The sequence below is a fragment of the Kitasatospora sp. NPDC015120 genome, assembly GCF_043080305.1.
Taxonomy (GTDB): Bacteria; Actinomycetota; Actinomycetes; order Streptomycetales; family Streptomycetaceae; genus Kitasatospora.
On record NZ_JBIBVJ010000013.1, the window covers coordinates 92,843 to 107,886 of the forward strand.

The following is a 15,044-nucleotide window of genomic DNA, read 5'->3' on the forward strand; positions in this document are numbered from 1 at the left end:
GTCGGCGCGGGGAGGACTGCTCAGGCCTCGGGGTGCTCGCGGAACCAGGCGATGGTGCGGGCGAGCCCTTCGCGGGCGGGCACCAGCGGTTCCCAGCGGAGCTTTCCGCGGGCCAGGGTGATGTCCGGGCGCCTGACCGCGGGGTCGTCGGTGGGGCGCGCGACGAAGTTCACCGTCGACGGGGAGCCGGTGAGCTCGATGATGAGCCGGGCCAGCTCCAGCATGGTGAACTCGGTGTCGTTGCCGAGGTTCACCGGACCGGAGAGGTCGGAGGCGGCCATGGCGAGGATGCCGTTCACGGTGTCGCTGACATAGGTCAGCGAGCGGGTCTGGCTGCCGTCCCCGGTCACCGTCAGGGGCTCGCCGGCCAGCGCCTGGCGGATGAAGGTCGGCACCGCCCGCCCGTCGTGGGACCGCATGCGGGGCCCGTAGGTGTTGAACAGGCGGACGATCGCGGTGTCCACCCCCTCGGCGGCGGCCTCGGCCGTGGTCAGCGCCTCGGCGAACCGCTTCGCCTCGTCGTAGACGCTCCGCGGGCCGACCGGGTTGACATTGCCCCAGTAGGTCTCGCTCTGCGGGTGCTGCAGCGGATCGCCGTAGACCTCCGAGGTCGAGGTGAGCAGGAACCTCGCCCCGTGCCGTCCGGCCAGCGCCAGCGCGTTGCGGGTGCCCAGGCTCCCCGCGTCGAGGGTGTGGACCGGAAGCCGGAGGTAGTCGGCGGGCGAGGCGGGGGAGGCGAGGTGGAGGACGAGATCCACGGGGCGCTCGACGTCCAGGCGGTCGGCGACGTCCGCCTCGCGCAGTTCGAAACCGGGGCGGCCCGTCAGATGGCGCACATTGGCCGGCGAACCGGTGCAGAAGTCGTCCACACAGGTGACGGCGTGGCCGAGCCGGACGAGTTCCGTGCACAGGTGGGAACCCACGAAGCCGGCCCCTCCCGTCACGACGGCGTGCAGGTGATCGGTCGGCAAGCTGCCCATGGAAGTCCTTTCGGTCTTCGCGGACCAGCGGCCCGCGGCCCCCGGACCAGCTTTGGCAACCCCGGGCGGTCCCGCCACTCGGCCCGCCGGGTGACCCGGCTCCGGCCGGCACACCGCCCGCCGCGCCCACGGCCCGGTCGCCCGGCCGCCGCCCGGCCGCCGCCCGGCCGCTGCCCGGCCGTCGCCCGGAGCGGCAGGGGCCTGCGGGCGGCCGCGGACGGCCGGCTGCCGGCGGCCCCGCCGATGCTCCATCCGGAGGATGTCCGCAGGCCGACCGGCCCCCGCCGTGACCGGCCGCATGCGCGTTCCGCACACGGGTACACGCGCGGCATGCTGACCCTCGGGGTGGAAGAGGAGTACCTCCTGCTCGACCCGGCCACCGGCCTGCCGGTGGCCCGCGCCGCCCAGGTCCGCGAGGCCGCCCGCCTCCAGCCCGCCCTGGAACGCGACGAGGTCCAGCGGGAACTGCTCCAGGCACAACTGGAGGTCGCCACCCCCGTCTGCCACCACCTGGAGGAAGCCGGCGGGCACCTGCTGCGGATGCGCCTGGCCCTCGGCGAGGCCGCCCGGCAACAAGGCTGCCGGCTGGCCGCGTGCGGCGCGGCGCCGTTCGCCGGCCGGCTGCCGGTCCCCGTCACCGACACCGCCCGCTACCGCACCATGCACGCCGACACCCGGCTGCTCACCGACCAGCAGCTGATCACGGGCATGCACGTCCACCTCGGCATCCCCGACCGCGGCGCGGGCGTCACCGTCATGAACGGGCTGCGCCGATGGCTGCCGATGCTGATCGCGCTCGCGGCGAACTCACCGCTGTGGCAGAACACCGACACCGGGTTCGCGAGCTGGCGCACCGTCGTCTTCGGCCGCTGGCCCGTCAGCGGGCCGCCGCCCGCCTTCCCCGACGCCGACGCCTACGACCGGCGCACCCGGGCCCTGGTGGAGGGCGGGCTGATCCGCGACATCAAGCAGGTCTACTGGCACATCCGGCTGTCCGAGCACTTCCCCACCGTGGAGATCCGGGCCATGGACGTCCAGCTGCGGGCGGACGAGGCGGTGATGCTCGCCGGCGTCGTCCGCGCCCTCGCCACCCGGGCCCTCGACGAGGCGCGGACCCGGCGCGGCGTCCCGCCCGTCGAGCAGGAGGTGCTCGCGGCCGCCGTCTGGCACAGCGCCCGGCACGGGTGCACCAGCACGGTGTTCGACCCGCTGTCCGGCCGGCTCGCCGATGCCGGGGACGCGGTGGCCGCCCTGCTGGACCACATCGATCCCGTGATCGGGACCGGCGGGGACCGGCGGCACGTCGTCCCCGTCCTGGAGCGCCTGCTGCGGGACGGCAACGGCGCCGCCCGTCAGTTGCGCCGGCTGCGCACCGCGGGCCGCGACGGTCTGCTGGCGATGATCACCGACCAGACCACCGGCGTGTAGCGGCCCTGACGCCCGTCCTCCCGGGTGGCGGTGGTGGCGGCCCCCGGCTTCCAAGTAGTTCATATGACTGATTTACCGGCTTGTCCGTGCCCGGTTACCGGGCGTGTCCGCGTCGGGGGGTGACCGTGGGGGCGTTCTGTACGCCTCGTCCGATCGACGTTCCAGGGGCCGCCCGGTCCGATCGGCCGGCACGGAGGGCTGGTTCGCCATGGTTCGGACGTGGTCGGGATCCCGTCGCAGGCGGTGCGCGTCCCTGGTGGCCGCACTGCTGACCTGGGGAACGGTGGTGCTCGCCGTACCGTCGGCGGTGGTGGCCGATCCGGCTCCGCCCGGCCGGACGCCCACCGGCGCCCGGGCCGCTTCGCCCGCGACGTCCGCGCCGCCCGCTTCGTCCGCGCCGCCTGCTTCGTCCGCGCCGCCTGCTTCGTCCGCGCCGTCCGCGCCGTCCGCGCCGGTGGCTCCGCGGGCGAAGCGGGCCGCGGAGGTCGACGTGACGACCAACGTCGCCGGGCCGACCAGCGGCTCCGCGGGCCAGGAGTTCACCTACACGGTGACCATCAGCAACAACGCGCTGACCGCGGCCGACGGATCGCCCTTCACCGTGACGCCGCCGGCCGCCGCGACGAACGTGGCGGCGAGCTGCACGGCCGCCGCCGGCGCCGTCTGCCCCGCCTCGCTGAGCGTGTCGGACAGCCAGATCTCGGGCACGGCGGTGAGCCTGCCGCACCTCGGGGTGCTGACGCTGACGGTGACCGGCCGCTTCGGCGCCCCCTCGCCGTCGTCGGTGACGGCCTCCTCCCACATCGACCCGCCACCGGGGGCCACGGACTCGGACCCGAGCTCCAACGACAGCTCGGTCAGCACGACGGTCAGCAACCGGATGAGCCTGCGGGTCACCAAGTCCCAGTCGGCGACCACGATCCTGCCGGGCCTGCCGAACACCTACACGGTGACGTTCAGCAACGAGGGCACCGGCTGGGCGGACGGCTCGACCATCCGCGACTACCTGAGCGCGTCGCAGTCGCTGTACAGGTCGTACGCCGTGCACATCGTGTCCTGCGACGGGACCGGCGGGGCGAGCTGCCCGTCGTTCATCAGGGACACCACGGCCGACAACAGCACCATGATCTTCTCCGGTCCGGTCGGGGCGTTCCCGCCGGGCGCGAAGCTGACGGTGGTGATGACGGTGGACCCGTCCGGTCCGGAGCCGGCCTGCTCGTCGTCGCCGACCGCCGACATCATCGGCAACACCGCCAACATCTTCGCGCCGAACGGCGTGACCAACACCCTGTCCAACCAGGCGTACGTCTCGGCGACCGGCCTCACCCCGAGCCGGTGCCCGCAGACGAACATCTCCGTCACCAAGACGCAGAGCAACACGCAGATCCTGCCGGGCCAGCCGAACACCTACACGGTCACCTACCGGAACAACGGCCCGAACGCCGCCGACGGCTCGACCATCCGCGACTACCTGGCCTCGGCGCAGAACATCTACACCTCCTACGCCGTGCACATCGTCTCCTGCGACGGCACCGGCGGCGCGTCCTGCCCGTCGTTCGTCCAGGACGGCACGGTAGCCGCGAACGCGATGGTCTACTCCGGTGAGCTGGGCGCCTTCCCGCCCGGCGCCGCGCTGACCATCGTCATGACGGTCGACCCCTCGGGCACGCCCACCACCTGCAGCAGGAACCCGACGGCCGACATCGTCGGCAACACCGCGCAGCTGTTCACCGCCGCACCGCTGGTCAACTCCGGCAACAGCACGGCGTCGACCAGCGCGACCGGGCTGACGCCCGAGCGCTGCCCGGAGACGAACATCGCCGTCACCAAGACGCAGGCCAGCACGGTGATCCTGCCGGGCATGCCCAACACGTACACGATCACGTACGAGAACAAGGGGCCGAACCCCGCCGACGGCTCCTTGATCCGGGAGTACCTCAGCTCGCCGACGACCCTCTTCCGCTCCTACGCCGTGCACATCGTCTCCTGCGACGGCACCAGCGGCGCGTCCTGCCCGTCGTTCGTCCAGGACGGCACGGTCGCCGAGAACGCGATGGTCTACTCCGGCGAGCTGGGCGCCTTCCCGCCCGGCGCCAAGCTGACCATCGTGCTGACCGTCGACCCGGCCGACCCCACCCCCCTGGCCGCCTGCCCGAACACCCCCACGGTCGTCGGGAACCACGCGGAGTTCTTCGTCGCGTCGCCGCTGGTCAACACCGGCACCAACTCCGCCTTCACCTCGGCGACGGCTCCGTGCGCGGACATCGCCGTCAACAAGGCGGTGGAGCCGGCCGCGGTGCAGGCCGGTGAGGCCGTCACCTACACGATCAAGGTCTCCAACGCGTCGCCGCAGACGGCGCGGTCGGTGGAGTTCTCCGACCCGCTGCCCCCGGCCACCGCCTTCGTCTACGGCTCGGCGACCTGCGCGGCGAACTCCGCCGCCTCGGCGTGCGGGCCGGTCGCGTTCGACCCGGCGACCCGCACCGTGACGTCCACGATCCCGCAGATCGGCGCCGGACGGGACTTCGTCACCATCACCGTCACCGGCACCGCCGGACCGATCCCCGGCACCTACCCCAACACCGCGACCGGCCGGTCCTCCACCGGTCCCGACGCGTTCCTCGACGCCATCCCCGCCTCGAACCAGAGCACCGTCTCGCTCCAGGTCTTCAACACGGCCTCCGCCGTCACCGTCGTCAAGCAGCTCACCGGCCTGCCCGCCGGCGGCCTGCCCGCCCCGCTCACCTTCACCGGAACGGTCACCTGCGGCACCCAGGCACCGCAGACCTGGTCGGTCACCGTCCCGGCCGGAGCGACCAGCGCCACCGCCGCGCCGCTCACCTTCTACGACGGCCAGCCGTGCACCATCACCGAGGACCCGCCGCCGCCCCCGCCCGGCGGCCTGCACTACACCGGTCCGACGGTGATCAACCCCTCCGTCATCGACAGCCTCGGGCCGCAGGCCGACCAGCAGGTCATCAGCTCCACCCCGCTGGGCGACAACGCCGGCCTGAGCCTCACCAAGGAGGTCGACCGGGCCACCGCGACCACCGGGGACACCGTCACCTACACCTACGAGGTGGCCAACACCGGCACCGTCCCGGTCACCGGCCTGACGATCGACGAGAGCGTCTTCACCGGCAGCGGCACCAGGCCCGTCCCGGTCTGCCGGAGCACCGACCTCGCCCCCGCCGCCACCACCACCTGCACGGCCACCTACACCGTCACCGCGCAGGACGTGACCGCCGGATCGATCACCAACACCGCCACGGCGGCGGGCACCGCGGCCACCGGGCCCGACCCGGTGAGCAACGAGGCCACCGCGACCGTGCGCACCGTCACCGCGCCCGGCATCCTGCTCACCAAGGGCGTCACCCCGGGCACCGTCGACCGGGCGGGCACCGCGCTGTCCTACTCCTTCACCGTCACCAACACCGGCGGCGTCCCGCTCACCGACGTGCACATCACCGAGACCGCCTTCACCGGCTCCGGCGGCGCGCCGACGGTCGACTGCCCGGCCGCCGCGCTCACCCTGGCACCGGGCGACTCCGTGGTCTGCACCGCCGCCTACACCACCACCCAGGCCGACATCGACACCGGCACGATCACCAACGCCGCCACCGCCACCGGCCACGCGCCCACCGGCTTCGACAGCCCCGTCTCCGCGGAGGTCCGCGCCACCGTCACCGCGCCCGCCGCGCCGGCGCTCACCCTGGCCAAGACCGCGGACTCCGCCGACGCGCCGCCGAGGGAGGGCTCCACGGTGACCTACCGGTTCCTCGCCACCAACACCGGCAACGTCACCCTCGGCGGACTCGACGTCCGGGAGACCGCGTTCGACGGCCACGGCACCCCGCCCACCGTCACCTGCCCGCCGGAGGCCGGCTCCCTCGCCCCGGGCGTCGCCATCGCCTGCACCGCCACCTACACCGTCACCGCGGCCGACGTCGCCGCCGGCCGGATCACCAACACCGCCACCGCGAGCGCGACCGACCCCGGCGGCCGGGCCGTGCACGCCGAGGCCACCGCCACCGTCCTCCCGGCCCAGGCCAGCCCGGCCCTGACCGTGGCCAAGACCGCGTCCCCGGCCACCGTCCACCGGGCGGGCGACACCGTCCGCTACACCTTCACCCTCACCAACACCGGCAACGTCGTCCTCACCGACGTGACCGTGGCCGAAACCGCGTTCAACGGCCACGGCACCGCGCCGGCCCCCGACTGCCCGCCGGCCGACACCGCCCGCCTGCTCCCGGGCGCGACGGCGACCTGCACCGCCACCTACACCGTCACCGGGGACGACCTGCGGGAGAAGCGGATCGAGAACACCGCGACCGCCACGGGCCACGCACCCGACGGCGCACCGGTCACCTCGCCCGGCTCCACCGCCCAGGTGGCCGTGGAACCGCCGAGCCCCAGCCCCTCGCCCAGCCCCTCGCCATCGCCGTCGCCGAGCCCCTCGGCGTCACCCAGCCCGTCGCCGTCGCCGTCTCCGTCTCCGTCTCCGAGCCCGTCGCCGTCGCCCAGCCCCTCGGCGTCGCCCAGCCCGTCTCCGAGCCCGTCGCCATCGCCGTCGCCCAGCCCATCGGCCTCGCCGACGACGCCGTCACCCAGCCCGACCCACCCCAGCCCGACCCACCCCGGTCCAAGTCATCCCGGCCCGAGCCATCCTGGTCCGAGCCACCCCGCCCCGACCCACCCCGCCCCGACCCACCCCGGCCATGAACTCGCGGAGTCCGGCATGGCCCTCGCGCCGGTGCTCGGGTACGCGGCACTGGTCCTGCTCGCCGGAACGGCCCTGGTCCTGACCATCAGCAGGCGACGCCGCTGACGACGGCCGACCCGCGGACCACGGCGCCCGCCCCCTCCCCGGGGCGGGCGCCGCCGTTCGCCGTCACCGCGCCGGTCATCCACCCGGCGGGGCGGGGCAGCGGGGGCGAGTCCGGGTAAATGGGGGGATTTGGCCGGGTGGCGGGATTTTTGGGTCGGGGTGTTTCGGCCAATCGTTGGGGCGGGGGAGCAGTTGATCATTAGTGGTGCGCTACTCTCCGCTGAGACGAATCCTGTTTTGGGGGGTACAAGTGAATGATCGGCACGATGGGTGCGGCTCGCTGTTCGAGTTGCGCGATATTCTTGCTGTTGCCCGGCAGGAGGAATTCGAGGGGAAAGCGTTGGAGCCGTCTTTTGTGCCGGCCTTCGGTGAGCTCGTGGCGTCGTTGGAGGGGGAGGCGGCGCTGACGCCGGCGGGGGTGGCGGTCACGCGGCAGCGGCTGGTGCTTTCGCTGGCCAATCAGCTCAGGGTGCGGCAGTTGGTCGAGAGCGGGCGGGTCGATCCGGGGGGTTGCGGGGACGACGCGGTATTCGTGGTGGGGCTGCCGGGCAGCGGGCTCCAGCGGTTGCAGCGGCTGCTCAGCCGGCACCCGGGGCTGAACATGCCCTCGCTGTGGGAGGTGGCGCGGCCCAGTACGGACTGGCTGCCGTGGCGGTGCGACCCCTCGCTCGTCGACCCGTTCGTGTACCCGCTGGGGGAGCGGCGGCCGGGCGGGGCGGCGGGGCCGCAGCCGGATCCGGGGGCGCCCTGCGGGGACCACCTGCTGCTGTCGTACGCGTTCCACGCCCTGTCCGCGCCCATGGAGTACCGCGTTCCGGGGTACACGGACTGGCTCGACGCGCAGGACGCGACGGCCGCGTACACCTTCCACCGCAGTGCGCTGGCGGTCATCCTGGAGCGGGTGCACGGCGGGCGGCCGGTGCTGGTCAGCGAGTTCCACTCGCTGCGGCTCGACGGCCTGCTGTCGGTGTACCCCAACGCCCGCATCATCCGGGTGCACCGGGACCCGATGGAGTCGCTGGCCAATGTCGCGGGAACGAGTGCGGTGCGCCGGCGCGCCTGGTCGCTGCGGGTGGACCCGTACGCGGTGAAGGCCGAATGGGCGCGGCGGCTCGGCCGGGGGCTGGCCGGCCCGGAGTGGTACGACGCCTCGGTCGGGTCCCGGGTGCTGGACATCGCGTACGCGGAACTGGCGGAGCGGCCGTTGCGCACCGTCCGGCGCATTTGTGAGTTCATCGACGCGCCGCTGCCGAGCGGGGTCGAGCACCGTATGCTGGCGGAACCTCTGGGGGACTTTTCCGGGGACCATATCGAGACCGTCGAGGTGCGGCTTCCCGATATCTTCCACGACCACCGGGAAATCTACTGCCGGCATTGGGGGGTCGGCATGGCGACCACATAACCGTTAATTCGGGCGGGGAATCCGCTGTCCGTGTTAGAATCCGCGCCGGTGGTTATTCCCGGAATGGATTCTCCCGGCGCCGTTGAAGGCGGGTGGGACCGGAAGGTTAGGCCGTGACGACAATGGCCCGTGAACGCGGAAGTGACATCGAGCTGTGGTGGCAGGTGTCACGGCTGTCGACGTACGTGTCGCAGTTGCTTGAGCGCAGGCTCATGCGTTCCCACGGCATCGGCCTGACGGACTTCATCGCGCTCAGCACCATGCAGCAGTGCGAACCGCGGGCGATGCAGATGCAGGAGCTGGCGGAGGAGATGGGGGTCAACCAGTCGACCCTCAGCCGGGTGGCGGTCCGCCTGGAGCGCAGTGGGCTGGTGAAGCGCACCACCAGCGAGCACGACCGGCGGTTCGTCGTCATCCGTCTCACCGAGGTGGGCCGTCGGGAGCTGGAGCTCTACTCGGCCACCTTCGCCCAGGAGCTCCACACCGCCTTCGAGATGGCCGCGCTCTCCCCGGTGCTCTCCACCTTCCTGGCCCGGATCCGCCCCGGGCAGTAGCGCTCCCGGTCGCCGGTCGCCGGCCGCCGGTCCGGTGGTTCCGCGGTTCCCTCCGCGGGGGCCACCGGACCGGCGCGGGCGCGAGGTCCCCGGTCAGCGGGTGCCGTCCCCGTCCAGCAGGGTGGTGAGCAGCCGGGTGGTCAGCTCCGGTGCCTCCAGCGGCTGGAGATGACCGGCCCCGGGCACGGTGACCAGCCGCCCCTGCGGCAGGGAGCCGGCCGTCAGCGCCGCCTCGTCGACGGTGACCAGCTCGTCCTCCGTGCCGATGGCCACCAGGGCGGGGACGTCGGTGGCCCGCAGGACCTCCACGGAGTCCGGACGCGTCGCGACGGCCTCCTGGGCCCAGGCCACCGCGCGCGGGTCGGCCGCCCTGGACCACGCCAGCACCTCGGCGAGGGTGCCGGGGCGCTCGGCCTTGGTGGTGGCGCCGAGGAGCAGCGGCGTGGTCCGGGTGATCAGCTCGTCCCGCCGGTCGTCGTCGACCACGAGGGCGGCGAAGGCCCGGCGTCCGGCGGCCTGTTCGGGGGTGTCGGCGGTGGCCCGGGTGGCCAGCAGCGCCAGGGCGCCGACCCGGTGGCGGTGCCGGCGCAGGAACGCCATCGCCGCGTAGCCGCCCATCGAGCAGCCGACCAGGGCCACCTGCGGGTGGCCCAGGGCGTCGAGGCGCGCGGCCAGGTCGTCGGCGACGGTGTCCAGCGAGGGCGGCTGGTCGCCGAGCGGCTCGGCGCCGAAGCCGCGCTGGTCGGGCACGATGACGGTGTGTCCGCGCTCGCGCAGCGCCGTCGCCTGGGCCTGCCACATGGCGGAGCTCAGCGGCAGCGCGTGCAGCAGGACCACGGGCAGGCCCGGAGTCACGGCCCGGGCCCCGGCCCCGGCCCCGGTCACGGCCCCGCTCACGGCTTCGCGCTCCGCTCGGCGGCGGCGACGAGGGCGGCGGCCTCCGGGGAGAGCTGCGCCCCGCGCAGCCAGCCGATCATCACCGGGGCGGGCGGCAGGCCGCGCATCGGTACCACCCTGATGTGGGGCGGCACGATGTCGGCCAGCGACCGGAAGGACACGTGGACGGCCTGCGTCGTGGCGAGGACGGCGGCCATGCCCTCCTGCGTGGTCATCGGGTGGACCCGGCGGATCGGTGTGCCGGCGGGCGTGCGCGGCGGCACGATCCGGTCCCAGACGTACGGCGGGAAGTCGCCGGGACAGCTGAAGGCGTCGTACTCGGCGGCCTCCTCGATCGACACCTCCTCACGCCCGGCGAGCGGGTGGTGCTCCCCGACGATCACCGCCCGGTGGTCCTGGGCCAGGGTGGCGCTCACGGCGATGTCCGCCTCGGACAGGTCGTACTTGACGATCATGAGGTCCATCGCGCCCTCGCGCAGCAGCCGGAACGGCTCGGTGACCTCGTACGGGACGAACTCGACGGTGTCGGGGTCGGTGCCGGCCGCGGCGATGAGGCGCCGGGCCAGGTGCGAGGAGCCGTGCACGCCGAAGCGGACGGGACGTGGCGGAGCGGGTGCCGCGGCCGGCGGGGTCTCGGGCATGTCGGGTCAGCTCTCCTCGGTCAGTCCGGCGTATGCCTGGAGCTTGTGCGGGTGATGGGTGTCGGTGTCGATGCGCAGGGCGGTGAAGGGGACGGTCATGCCGGTCAGCCGGGGGACCGGGCGCAGGGTCAGCCGGTCCCCGGGGCGGATCAGCCCGTCCAGGACCGCCTCGACCAGGAGGTGGTTGAGCTGGACCAGGGCGTCGGAGACGGTGACCCCCGCCGTGGCGAGGTAGAGGTCGCGCTCGCGCGGGCGGCGGCGCGCCCCGGCGGGCGGAACGGCCGCAGGAAGGGCCGCAGGAACGGACGCAGGGCCGGCCGGGGGGCCGGCCGGGGGGCCTGCTGGGGCGCCTGCCGGGGGGACGGCGGGGACCTCGACGGTCAGCGGCGGCCGGGAGCCGAGCGGGCGGGTGCCGTCGAAGGTCTTCAGCAGCCGTCGCAGTGCGGCGGTGGCCCCGTCCGTTCCGGGCCCGGCCCAGGCCGCCGAGCCGTCGGGCGCGATGTGGTCGAAGGCGAACCGCTCGCGCAGGTTCTCGGGCCGCCCGGCCAGGAAGACGGTCCGGGTGAAGGCCCGCCGCCACGGTTCCGCGCGGTCCCCGGGCACGCCCAGCGCGAAGCGGCAGGTCTCCCGCACCCAGTCGGCGAGCGAGAAGCGGCCGATCACGGCGACCGCCACGGTGCCGTCCGCGGCCTCGCCCCGCGCGGCGATCCCGGCCTTGGCCGCCCGCAGGGCCTGCGGGGTGGACAGGTCGAGCTCCCCGGCCAGTTCGGGCCGGGCCGTGCGGAGCCGTTCGGCGGCGACGGAGAGCAGCAGTTCCGGGGTGAGGGGGACGGGAGCGGTGGCGGGAGCGGTGGTGGAAGCGGTCCTGGAAGCGGTCGTGGGAGCGGTCATAGGAACACCGAGGCCAGCAGGGAGTGGTCGGGGACCGTCCGGCCCCGGCGCAGCAGGGAGGAGGTGAGCCGGTAGGGGTCGATGTGGGTGTGGTCGCGGCGGTGCGGGGTGAGGGCGGCGAGCAGTGCGTCCCGGCCCTGCTGCGGAGCCGTCCGGGCCCTGTCCAGCAACTGCTCGGCCCGGGCCAGGCTCTTGCGCAGCAGGTCGTGCCGGAAGGACTGCTGCTGACCGGGGCCGAGACCGGCGATGAAGTACAGCCGCAGCCCGAGCAGCCGGGCCTCGGGCGGGTGGTCCTCGCCGACGGCGTGCAGCAGGGCGTCCACCGTGTAGCCGTGCCAGCCGCCGTGCCGGGCCGAGGTGATCCTCCCCTCGATGGGCGTGCGGCCGATCGGCACCCGGTGCACGGCCGGGCCCCGGGCCGCCAGCACCCGTTCCAGCAGCTGGTAGTCGGGGTCGAGTTCGCGGTCGTAGAGCACCGCGATCTCGTCGTACCGGGGCGCGAGCGGCAGCAGTTCGCGCAGGGCGCAGGCGAGGTAGTTGGGGCGCCCGTCGGCGGAGACGATCTTGCGCAGCGGCAGGCCGAACCGGGTGGCGTCCAGGTACACCGGGCCGCCGCAGTCCCGGTGGTCGAGGCCCATCCCGGTGGCGACCAGGTGCTCGATCATCTCTTCGAGGCCGAACTCCGGCGGCTGGTGGGCCAGCAGCCCGGGGTCGTGCAGGCCGAGCCGCTGGTAGTGGCCGGTCCACAGTTCGAGCACGCGGGTGCTGGCGGGGTGCACGAAGCCGGTGTGCTCGATCGCCTCCGCGTACGGCCGCAGGGCCGCCGCCGCGGGCGGCGTCTCCTCCTTCCGGAACGCGACGTAGAGCTCCCCGATCTCCTCCTCCGACAGCGAGCCGTAGTCGGTGTCGCCCCGGGTGCGGTCGAGGAACTCCCAGAAGCCGACGACCTGTTCGGTCGGGTGGTAGGTGGTGTGGCTGTAGCGGAAGGTCACCTCGGCGAGCTGCGCGGTGGCCCGGAACATCACGTCCGCCCAGAGCAGGCCCTTGAGGTGGCTGGGGGTCAGCGGCTTCGACGGGGTGATGGTGATCGGTGCCAGCAGGACCCGGCCGGCCGCTGCCATCAGGCTCCCTCCCCGGTGGCGACGGCGTGCACCAGTTCCTCGCGGCTCGGCGGCCTCGGGCCCGCCGGGACGGCGGCGGCGGCGCGCACCCGTGCGCGGAAGCCGGCGTCGTCGAAGACCTCGGCGGGGGTGCTCAGGCTCATCAGCATCCGGGTCAGCCCCCGCCACACGGTGGCGTCGGTCGCGGCGGCGGCCGCCACCTCGGCCGTCGTGGGGCGGCCGGGGACGGCGGGCACCGGGACCGGCGGGGTGCTCCCCCCGGCCCGCGCCCGCCAGAGCCGGTCGCGGTCCAGGCTGTCCTGGGCGGAGTGGTCGTACCAGGGCCGCAGGAGCGTCTCCACGAGCCGGGCCGCCGCCTCGCTGCGCCCGGTTCCCGTCGCCGGGCCGGCGTCGAGCAGATCGGCGGTGCCGAAGGCGTGCGCGAGGGAGAGCGACATGCCGCGCCCGTAGAGCGGGTCGACGACGCAGGCGGCGTCGCCGACCGGGAACAGGCCGGTGACCGGCCGCCCGTCCGCGCGGGGTGCACCGCGCAGGACGTTGGGCGGAACGGTCATGGTCCGCACCGGCGTCAGCGGTGTCGCGACGCGTTCGTCGCTCCACGCCCCGACGTGCGGGGAGAGCCGGGCGACGGCGGTGAACGCGGCGGGCTCGCGCAGCGCGTCGGTGGCCGGGTCGGCGGTCGGCACCCCGATGCTGATCGCGAAGACGCCGTTGTCCGCCGGGTGCACCACCACCGCGTAGTGGTCCCAGATGCCGCCGGCCGCGTTGCCCCGGTTGAGGGGGCCCGGCAGCGTGCCGTCCGCGGAGTTCAGCCGGTAGTACCGGGTGAACGCCCGCAGCCGGTTGGGTGAGCGCAGGCCCTCCTCGACCGTCAGCCCGGCGGCCGCCAGCCAGGAGCGGGACTCCGCCCGGCGGCCGGTGGCGTCCACCACGAAGGACGCGGGCAGCCGTTCGCCGCCGCCGGTCACCACGCCGGTCACTCCGCCCCGCGCGGCGTCCAGGAGCAGGCCGCGGACGGCGGTGCCATGACTGACCGTCACGTTCGGCAGCGCGCGCACGGCCCGGTGGAGCAGCAGGTCCAGGTACGGCCGGCGGGCGGCGAGCGCCACCAGCTGTTCGTCGCCGGCCTCGCGCCGGCGCGCCGCGGCGGGCGCGGCGGCCAGGAGGTCGAGCAGCCGGGCGCCCTCCTCCAGCGCCCGGTCGAGCAGGCGGGGGGCCCGTTCGCGCAGCGTGCGCACCCCGAGCGAGGTGAGGATGTGGGAGTGGGCGCTCTGCGGCACGGTGGGCCGGTGCCACAGGCCGGCCGCCTTGCCGGCCGGCCCGTCCGGCGGGGGAGCGGCGCGCTCCAGGATCCGCACCGGCCGGCCCCGTTCGGCGAGGGCGAGCGCGGTGGCGAGGCCCGAGGTGCTCGCGCCCACGATGACGGCGGGCGCGGTCAACGGCGCCGCCCGTGGACGAAGAAGACCCGGCGCACGTCCTTGACCTCGCGCGGCGGGACCGGGTCGGGCCAGCGGCCGAAGTTCGCGCCCCGGTCGCCGGGCTGGAGCGCCTCGACCTCGAAGCCGTACTGGTCGAACAGGGCCTCCGGCTCGTCGCTGCCGAACAGCCAGGGACAGCCCCAGCCCGCGAAGACGTCCAGGAGCCCGCGCATCTCCGGCAGGGTGAGGGCCGCGGTGTTGACGAGGTCGGCGGCGATCCGGCTGCCCGGAGCGCAGAGCGCGGCCACCCGCTCCAGCATCCGGCGGGTGTCCGCCTCGGGGATGTAGTACAGCAGCCCTTCGAGCAGCCAGGTGGAGGGCAGCGCCGGGTCGTAGCCGGCCGCGACCAGCTCGGCCTCCCAGGCGTCCGAGGTGAGGTCGGCCGCGACGGTCCGCAGGGCGCCCTGCGGGGCGACGCCGGCCAGCCGCTCCTCCTTGAACCGCAGCACCGCCGGCCGGTCGACCTCGAAGTAGCGGACGTGCCCGGGCCAGCGCATCCGGTAGACGCGCGAGTCCATGCCCGAGGGGGCCAGCACGATCTGGGTCATCCCCGGGTCCTCGGCCGCTCCGTGCAGGAAGTCGTCGAAGAACCTGGTGCGGATCGCGTTGTAGTCGGGGGTGCTGGGCAGCGACCGCGGCCGGTCGGGCGGGAAGGTCGCGGTGCGGACCTCGGCCAGCAGCCGGGGGCCGACGTCGCCGGCCAGCAGCGCGGCGTAGGGGTCCTCGTAGAGGCGGTCGTCGCGCCGGGTCTCCGCGGCGCGCAGGGCGGCGGTGAGGAGCGCGGTGCGCTCCACCGGGTTCAGGTCTGCCATCTCGTTGCTCCT

11 protein-coding genes are annotated in these 15,044 nt (G+C 74.3%); 4 read left to right on the top strand and 7 right to left on the bottom strand.

Annotated elements, in window-relative coordinates:
- Window positions 1–20: 20 nt before the first annotated feature.
- Complete coding sequence (locus tag ACF1AK_RS25980; RefSeq protein WP_391501230.1) at window positions 21–980, bottom strand: NAD-dependent epimerase/dehydratase family protein; 960 nt, start codon at window positions 978–980, stop codon at window positions 21–23.
- Window positions 981–1,310: 330 nt separating this feature from the next.
- Here ACF1AK_RS25980 and ACF1AK_RS25985 point away from each other — a divergent pair, with 330 nt between their 5' ends.
- The 4 genes from ACF1AK_RS25985 (at window position 1,311) to ACF1AK_RS26000 (ending at window position 9,192) form a co-directional block, all read left to right on the top strand.
- Window positions 1,311–2,408, top strand: coding sequence for a glutamate--cysteine ligase (locus tag ACF1AK_RS25985; protein ID WP_391501231.1), 1,098 nt, complete (start codon window positions 1,311–1,313; stop codon window positions 2,406–2,408).
- A 490-nt stretch (window positions 2,409–2,898) separates the two neighbouring features.
- On the top strand, window positions 2,899–7,236 hold the full coding sequence (locus ACF1AK_RS25990) for a hypothetical protein (RefSeq protein ID WP_391501232.1): 4,338 nt from the start codon (window positions 2,899–2,901) through the stop codon (window positions 7,234–7,236).
- Window positions 7,237–7,486: 250 nt separating this feature from the next.
- The gene (locus ACF1AK_RS25995; protein WP_391501233.1) at window positions 7,487–8,638 is read left to right on the top strand and encodes a sulfotransferase family protein; all 1,152 of its coding nucleotides are present in this window, start codon (window positions 7,487–7,489) and stop codon (window positions 8,636–8,638) included.
- 122 nt (window positions 8,639–8,760) lie between these two features.
- A complete protein-coding gene (locus tag ACF1AK_RS26000; RefSeq protein ID WP_391501297.1) occupies window positions 8,761–9,192 on the top strand; it encodes a MarR family winged helix-turn-helix transcriptional regulator in 432 nt (143 codons plus the stop codon).
- Window positions 9,193–9,285: 93 nt separating this feature from the next.
- Here the strand turns inward: ACF1AK_RS26000 and ACF1AK_RS26005 are convergent, their stop codons facing one another.
- From ACF1AK_RS26005 to ACF1AK_RS26030, 6 genes are read right to left on the bottom strand one after another with little or no spacing between them, the layout of a single operon-like run.
- Entirely contained in the window at window positions 9,286–10,089 is an 804-nt protein-coding gene (locus ACF1AK_RS26005) for an alpha/beta fold hydrolase (protein ID WP_391501234.1), read from the bottom strand.
- Window positions 10,086–10,730: a LysR substrate-binding domain-containing protein gene (locus ACF1AK_RS26010; RefSeq protein WP_391501235.1), complete on the bottom strand. Its 645-nt coding sequence runs from the start codon at window positions 10,728–10,730 to the stop codon at window positions 10,086–10,088. Before ACF1AK_RS26010 ends, ACF1AK_RS26005 begins: the two co-directional genes overlap by 4 nt.
- Before the next feature lie 6 nt (window positions 10,731–10,736).
- The gene (locus ACF1AK_RS26015; RefSeq protein ID WP_391501236.1) at window positions 10,737–11,621 is read right to left on the bottom strand and encodes a DUF6182 family protein; all 885 of its coding nucleotides are present in this window, start codon (window positions 11,619–11,621) and stop codon (window positions 10,737–10,739) included.
- A complete protein-coding gene (locus ACF1AK_RS26020; protein WP_391501237.1) occupies window positions 11,618–12,742 on the bottom strand; it encodes a hypothetical protein in 1,125 nt (374 codons plus the stop codon). The genes ACF1AK_RS26015 and ACF1AK_RS26020 overlap by 4 nt, the downstream gene beginning before the upstream one ends.
- Entirely contained in the window at window positions 12,742–14,181 is a 1,440-nt protein-coding gene (locus tag ACF1AK_RS26025; RefSeq protein WP_391501238.1) for an FAD-dependent oxidoreductase, read from the bottom strand. The genes ACF1AK_RS26020 and ACF1AK_RS26025 overlap by 1 nt, the downstream gene beginning before the upstream one ends.
- Entirely contained in the window at window positions 14,178–15,032 is an 855-nt protein-coding gene (locus tag ACF1AK_RS26030; protein ID WP_391501239.1) for a class I SAM-dependent methyltransferase, read from the bottom strand. The genes ACF1AK_RS26025 and ACF1AK_RS26030 overlap by 4 nt, the downstream gene beginning before the upstream one ends.
- Between the last annotated feature and the right edge of the window lie 12 nt (window positions 15,033–15,044).

Coding starts and splice junctions, on each gene's coding strand:
- ACF1AK_RS26020 (WP_391501237.1), bottom strand. CDS start 12,742: ATGGCAGCGGCCGGCCGGGTCCTGCTGGCACCGATCACCATCACCCCG.
- ACF1AK_RS26000 (WP_391501297.1), top strand. CDS start 8,761: ATGGCCCGTGAACGCGGAAGTGACATCGAGCTGTGGTGGCAGGTGTCA.
- ACF1AK_RS25985 (WP_391501231.1), top strand. CDS start 1,311: ATGCTGACCCTCGGGGTGGAAGAGGAGTACCTCCTGCTCGACCCGGCC.
- ACF1AK_RS26030 (WP_391501239.1), bottom strand. CDS start 15,032: ATGGCAGACCTGAACCCGGTGGAGCGCACCGCGCTCCTCACCGCCGCC.
- ACF1AK_RS26015 (WP_391501236.1), bottom strand. CDS start 11,621: ATGACCGCTCCCACGACCGCTTCCAGGACCGCTTCCACCACCGCTCCC.
- ACF1AK_RS26010 (WP_391501235.1), bottom strand. CDS start 10,730: ATGCCCGAGACCCCGCCGGCCGCGGCACCCGCTCCGCCACGTCCCGTC.
- ACF1AK_RS25980 (WP_391501230.1), bottom strand. CDS start 980: ATGGGCAGCTTGCCGACCGATCACCTGCACGCCGTCGTGACGGGAGGG.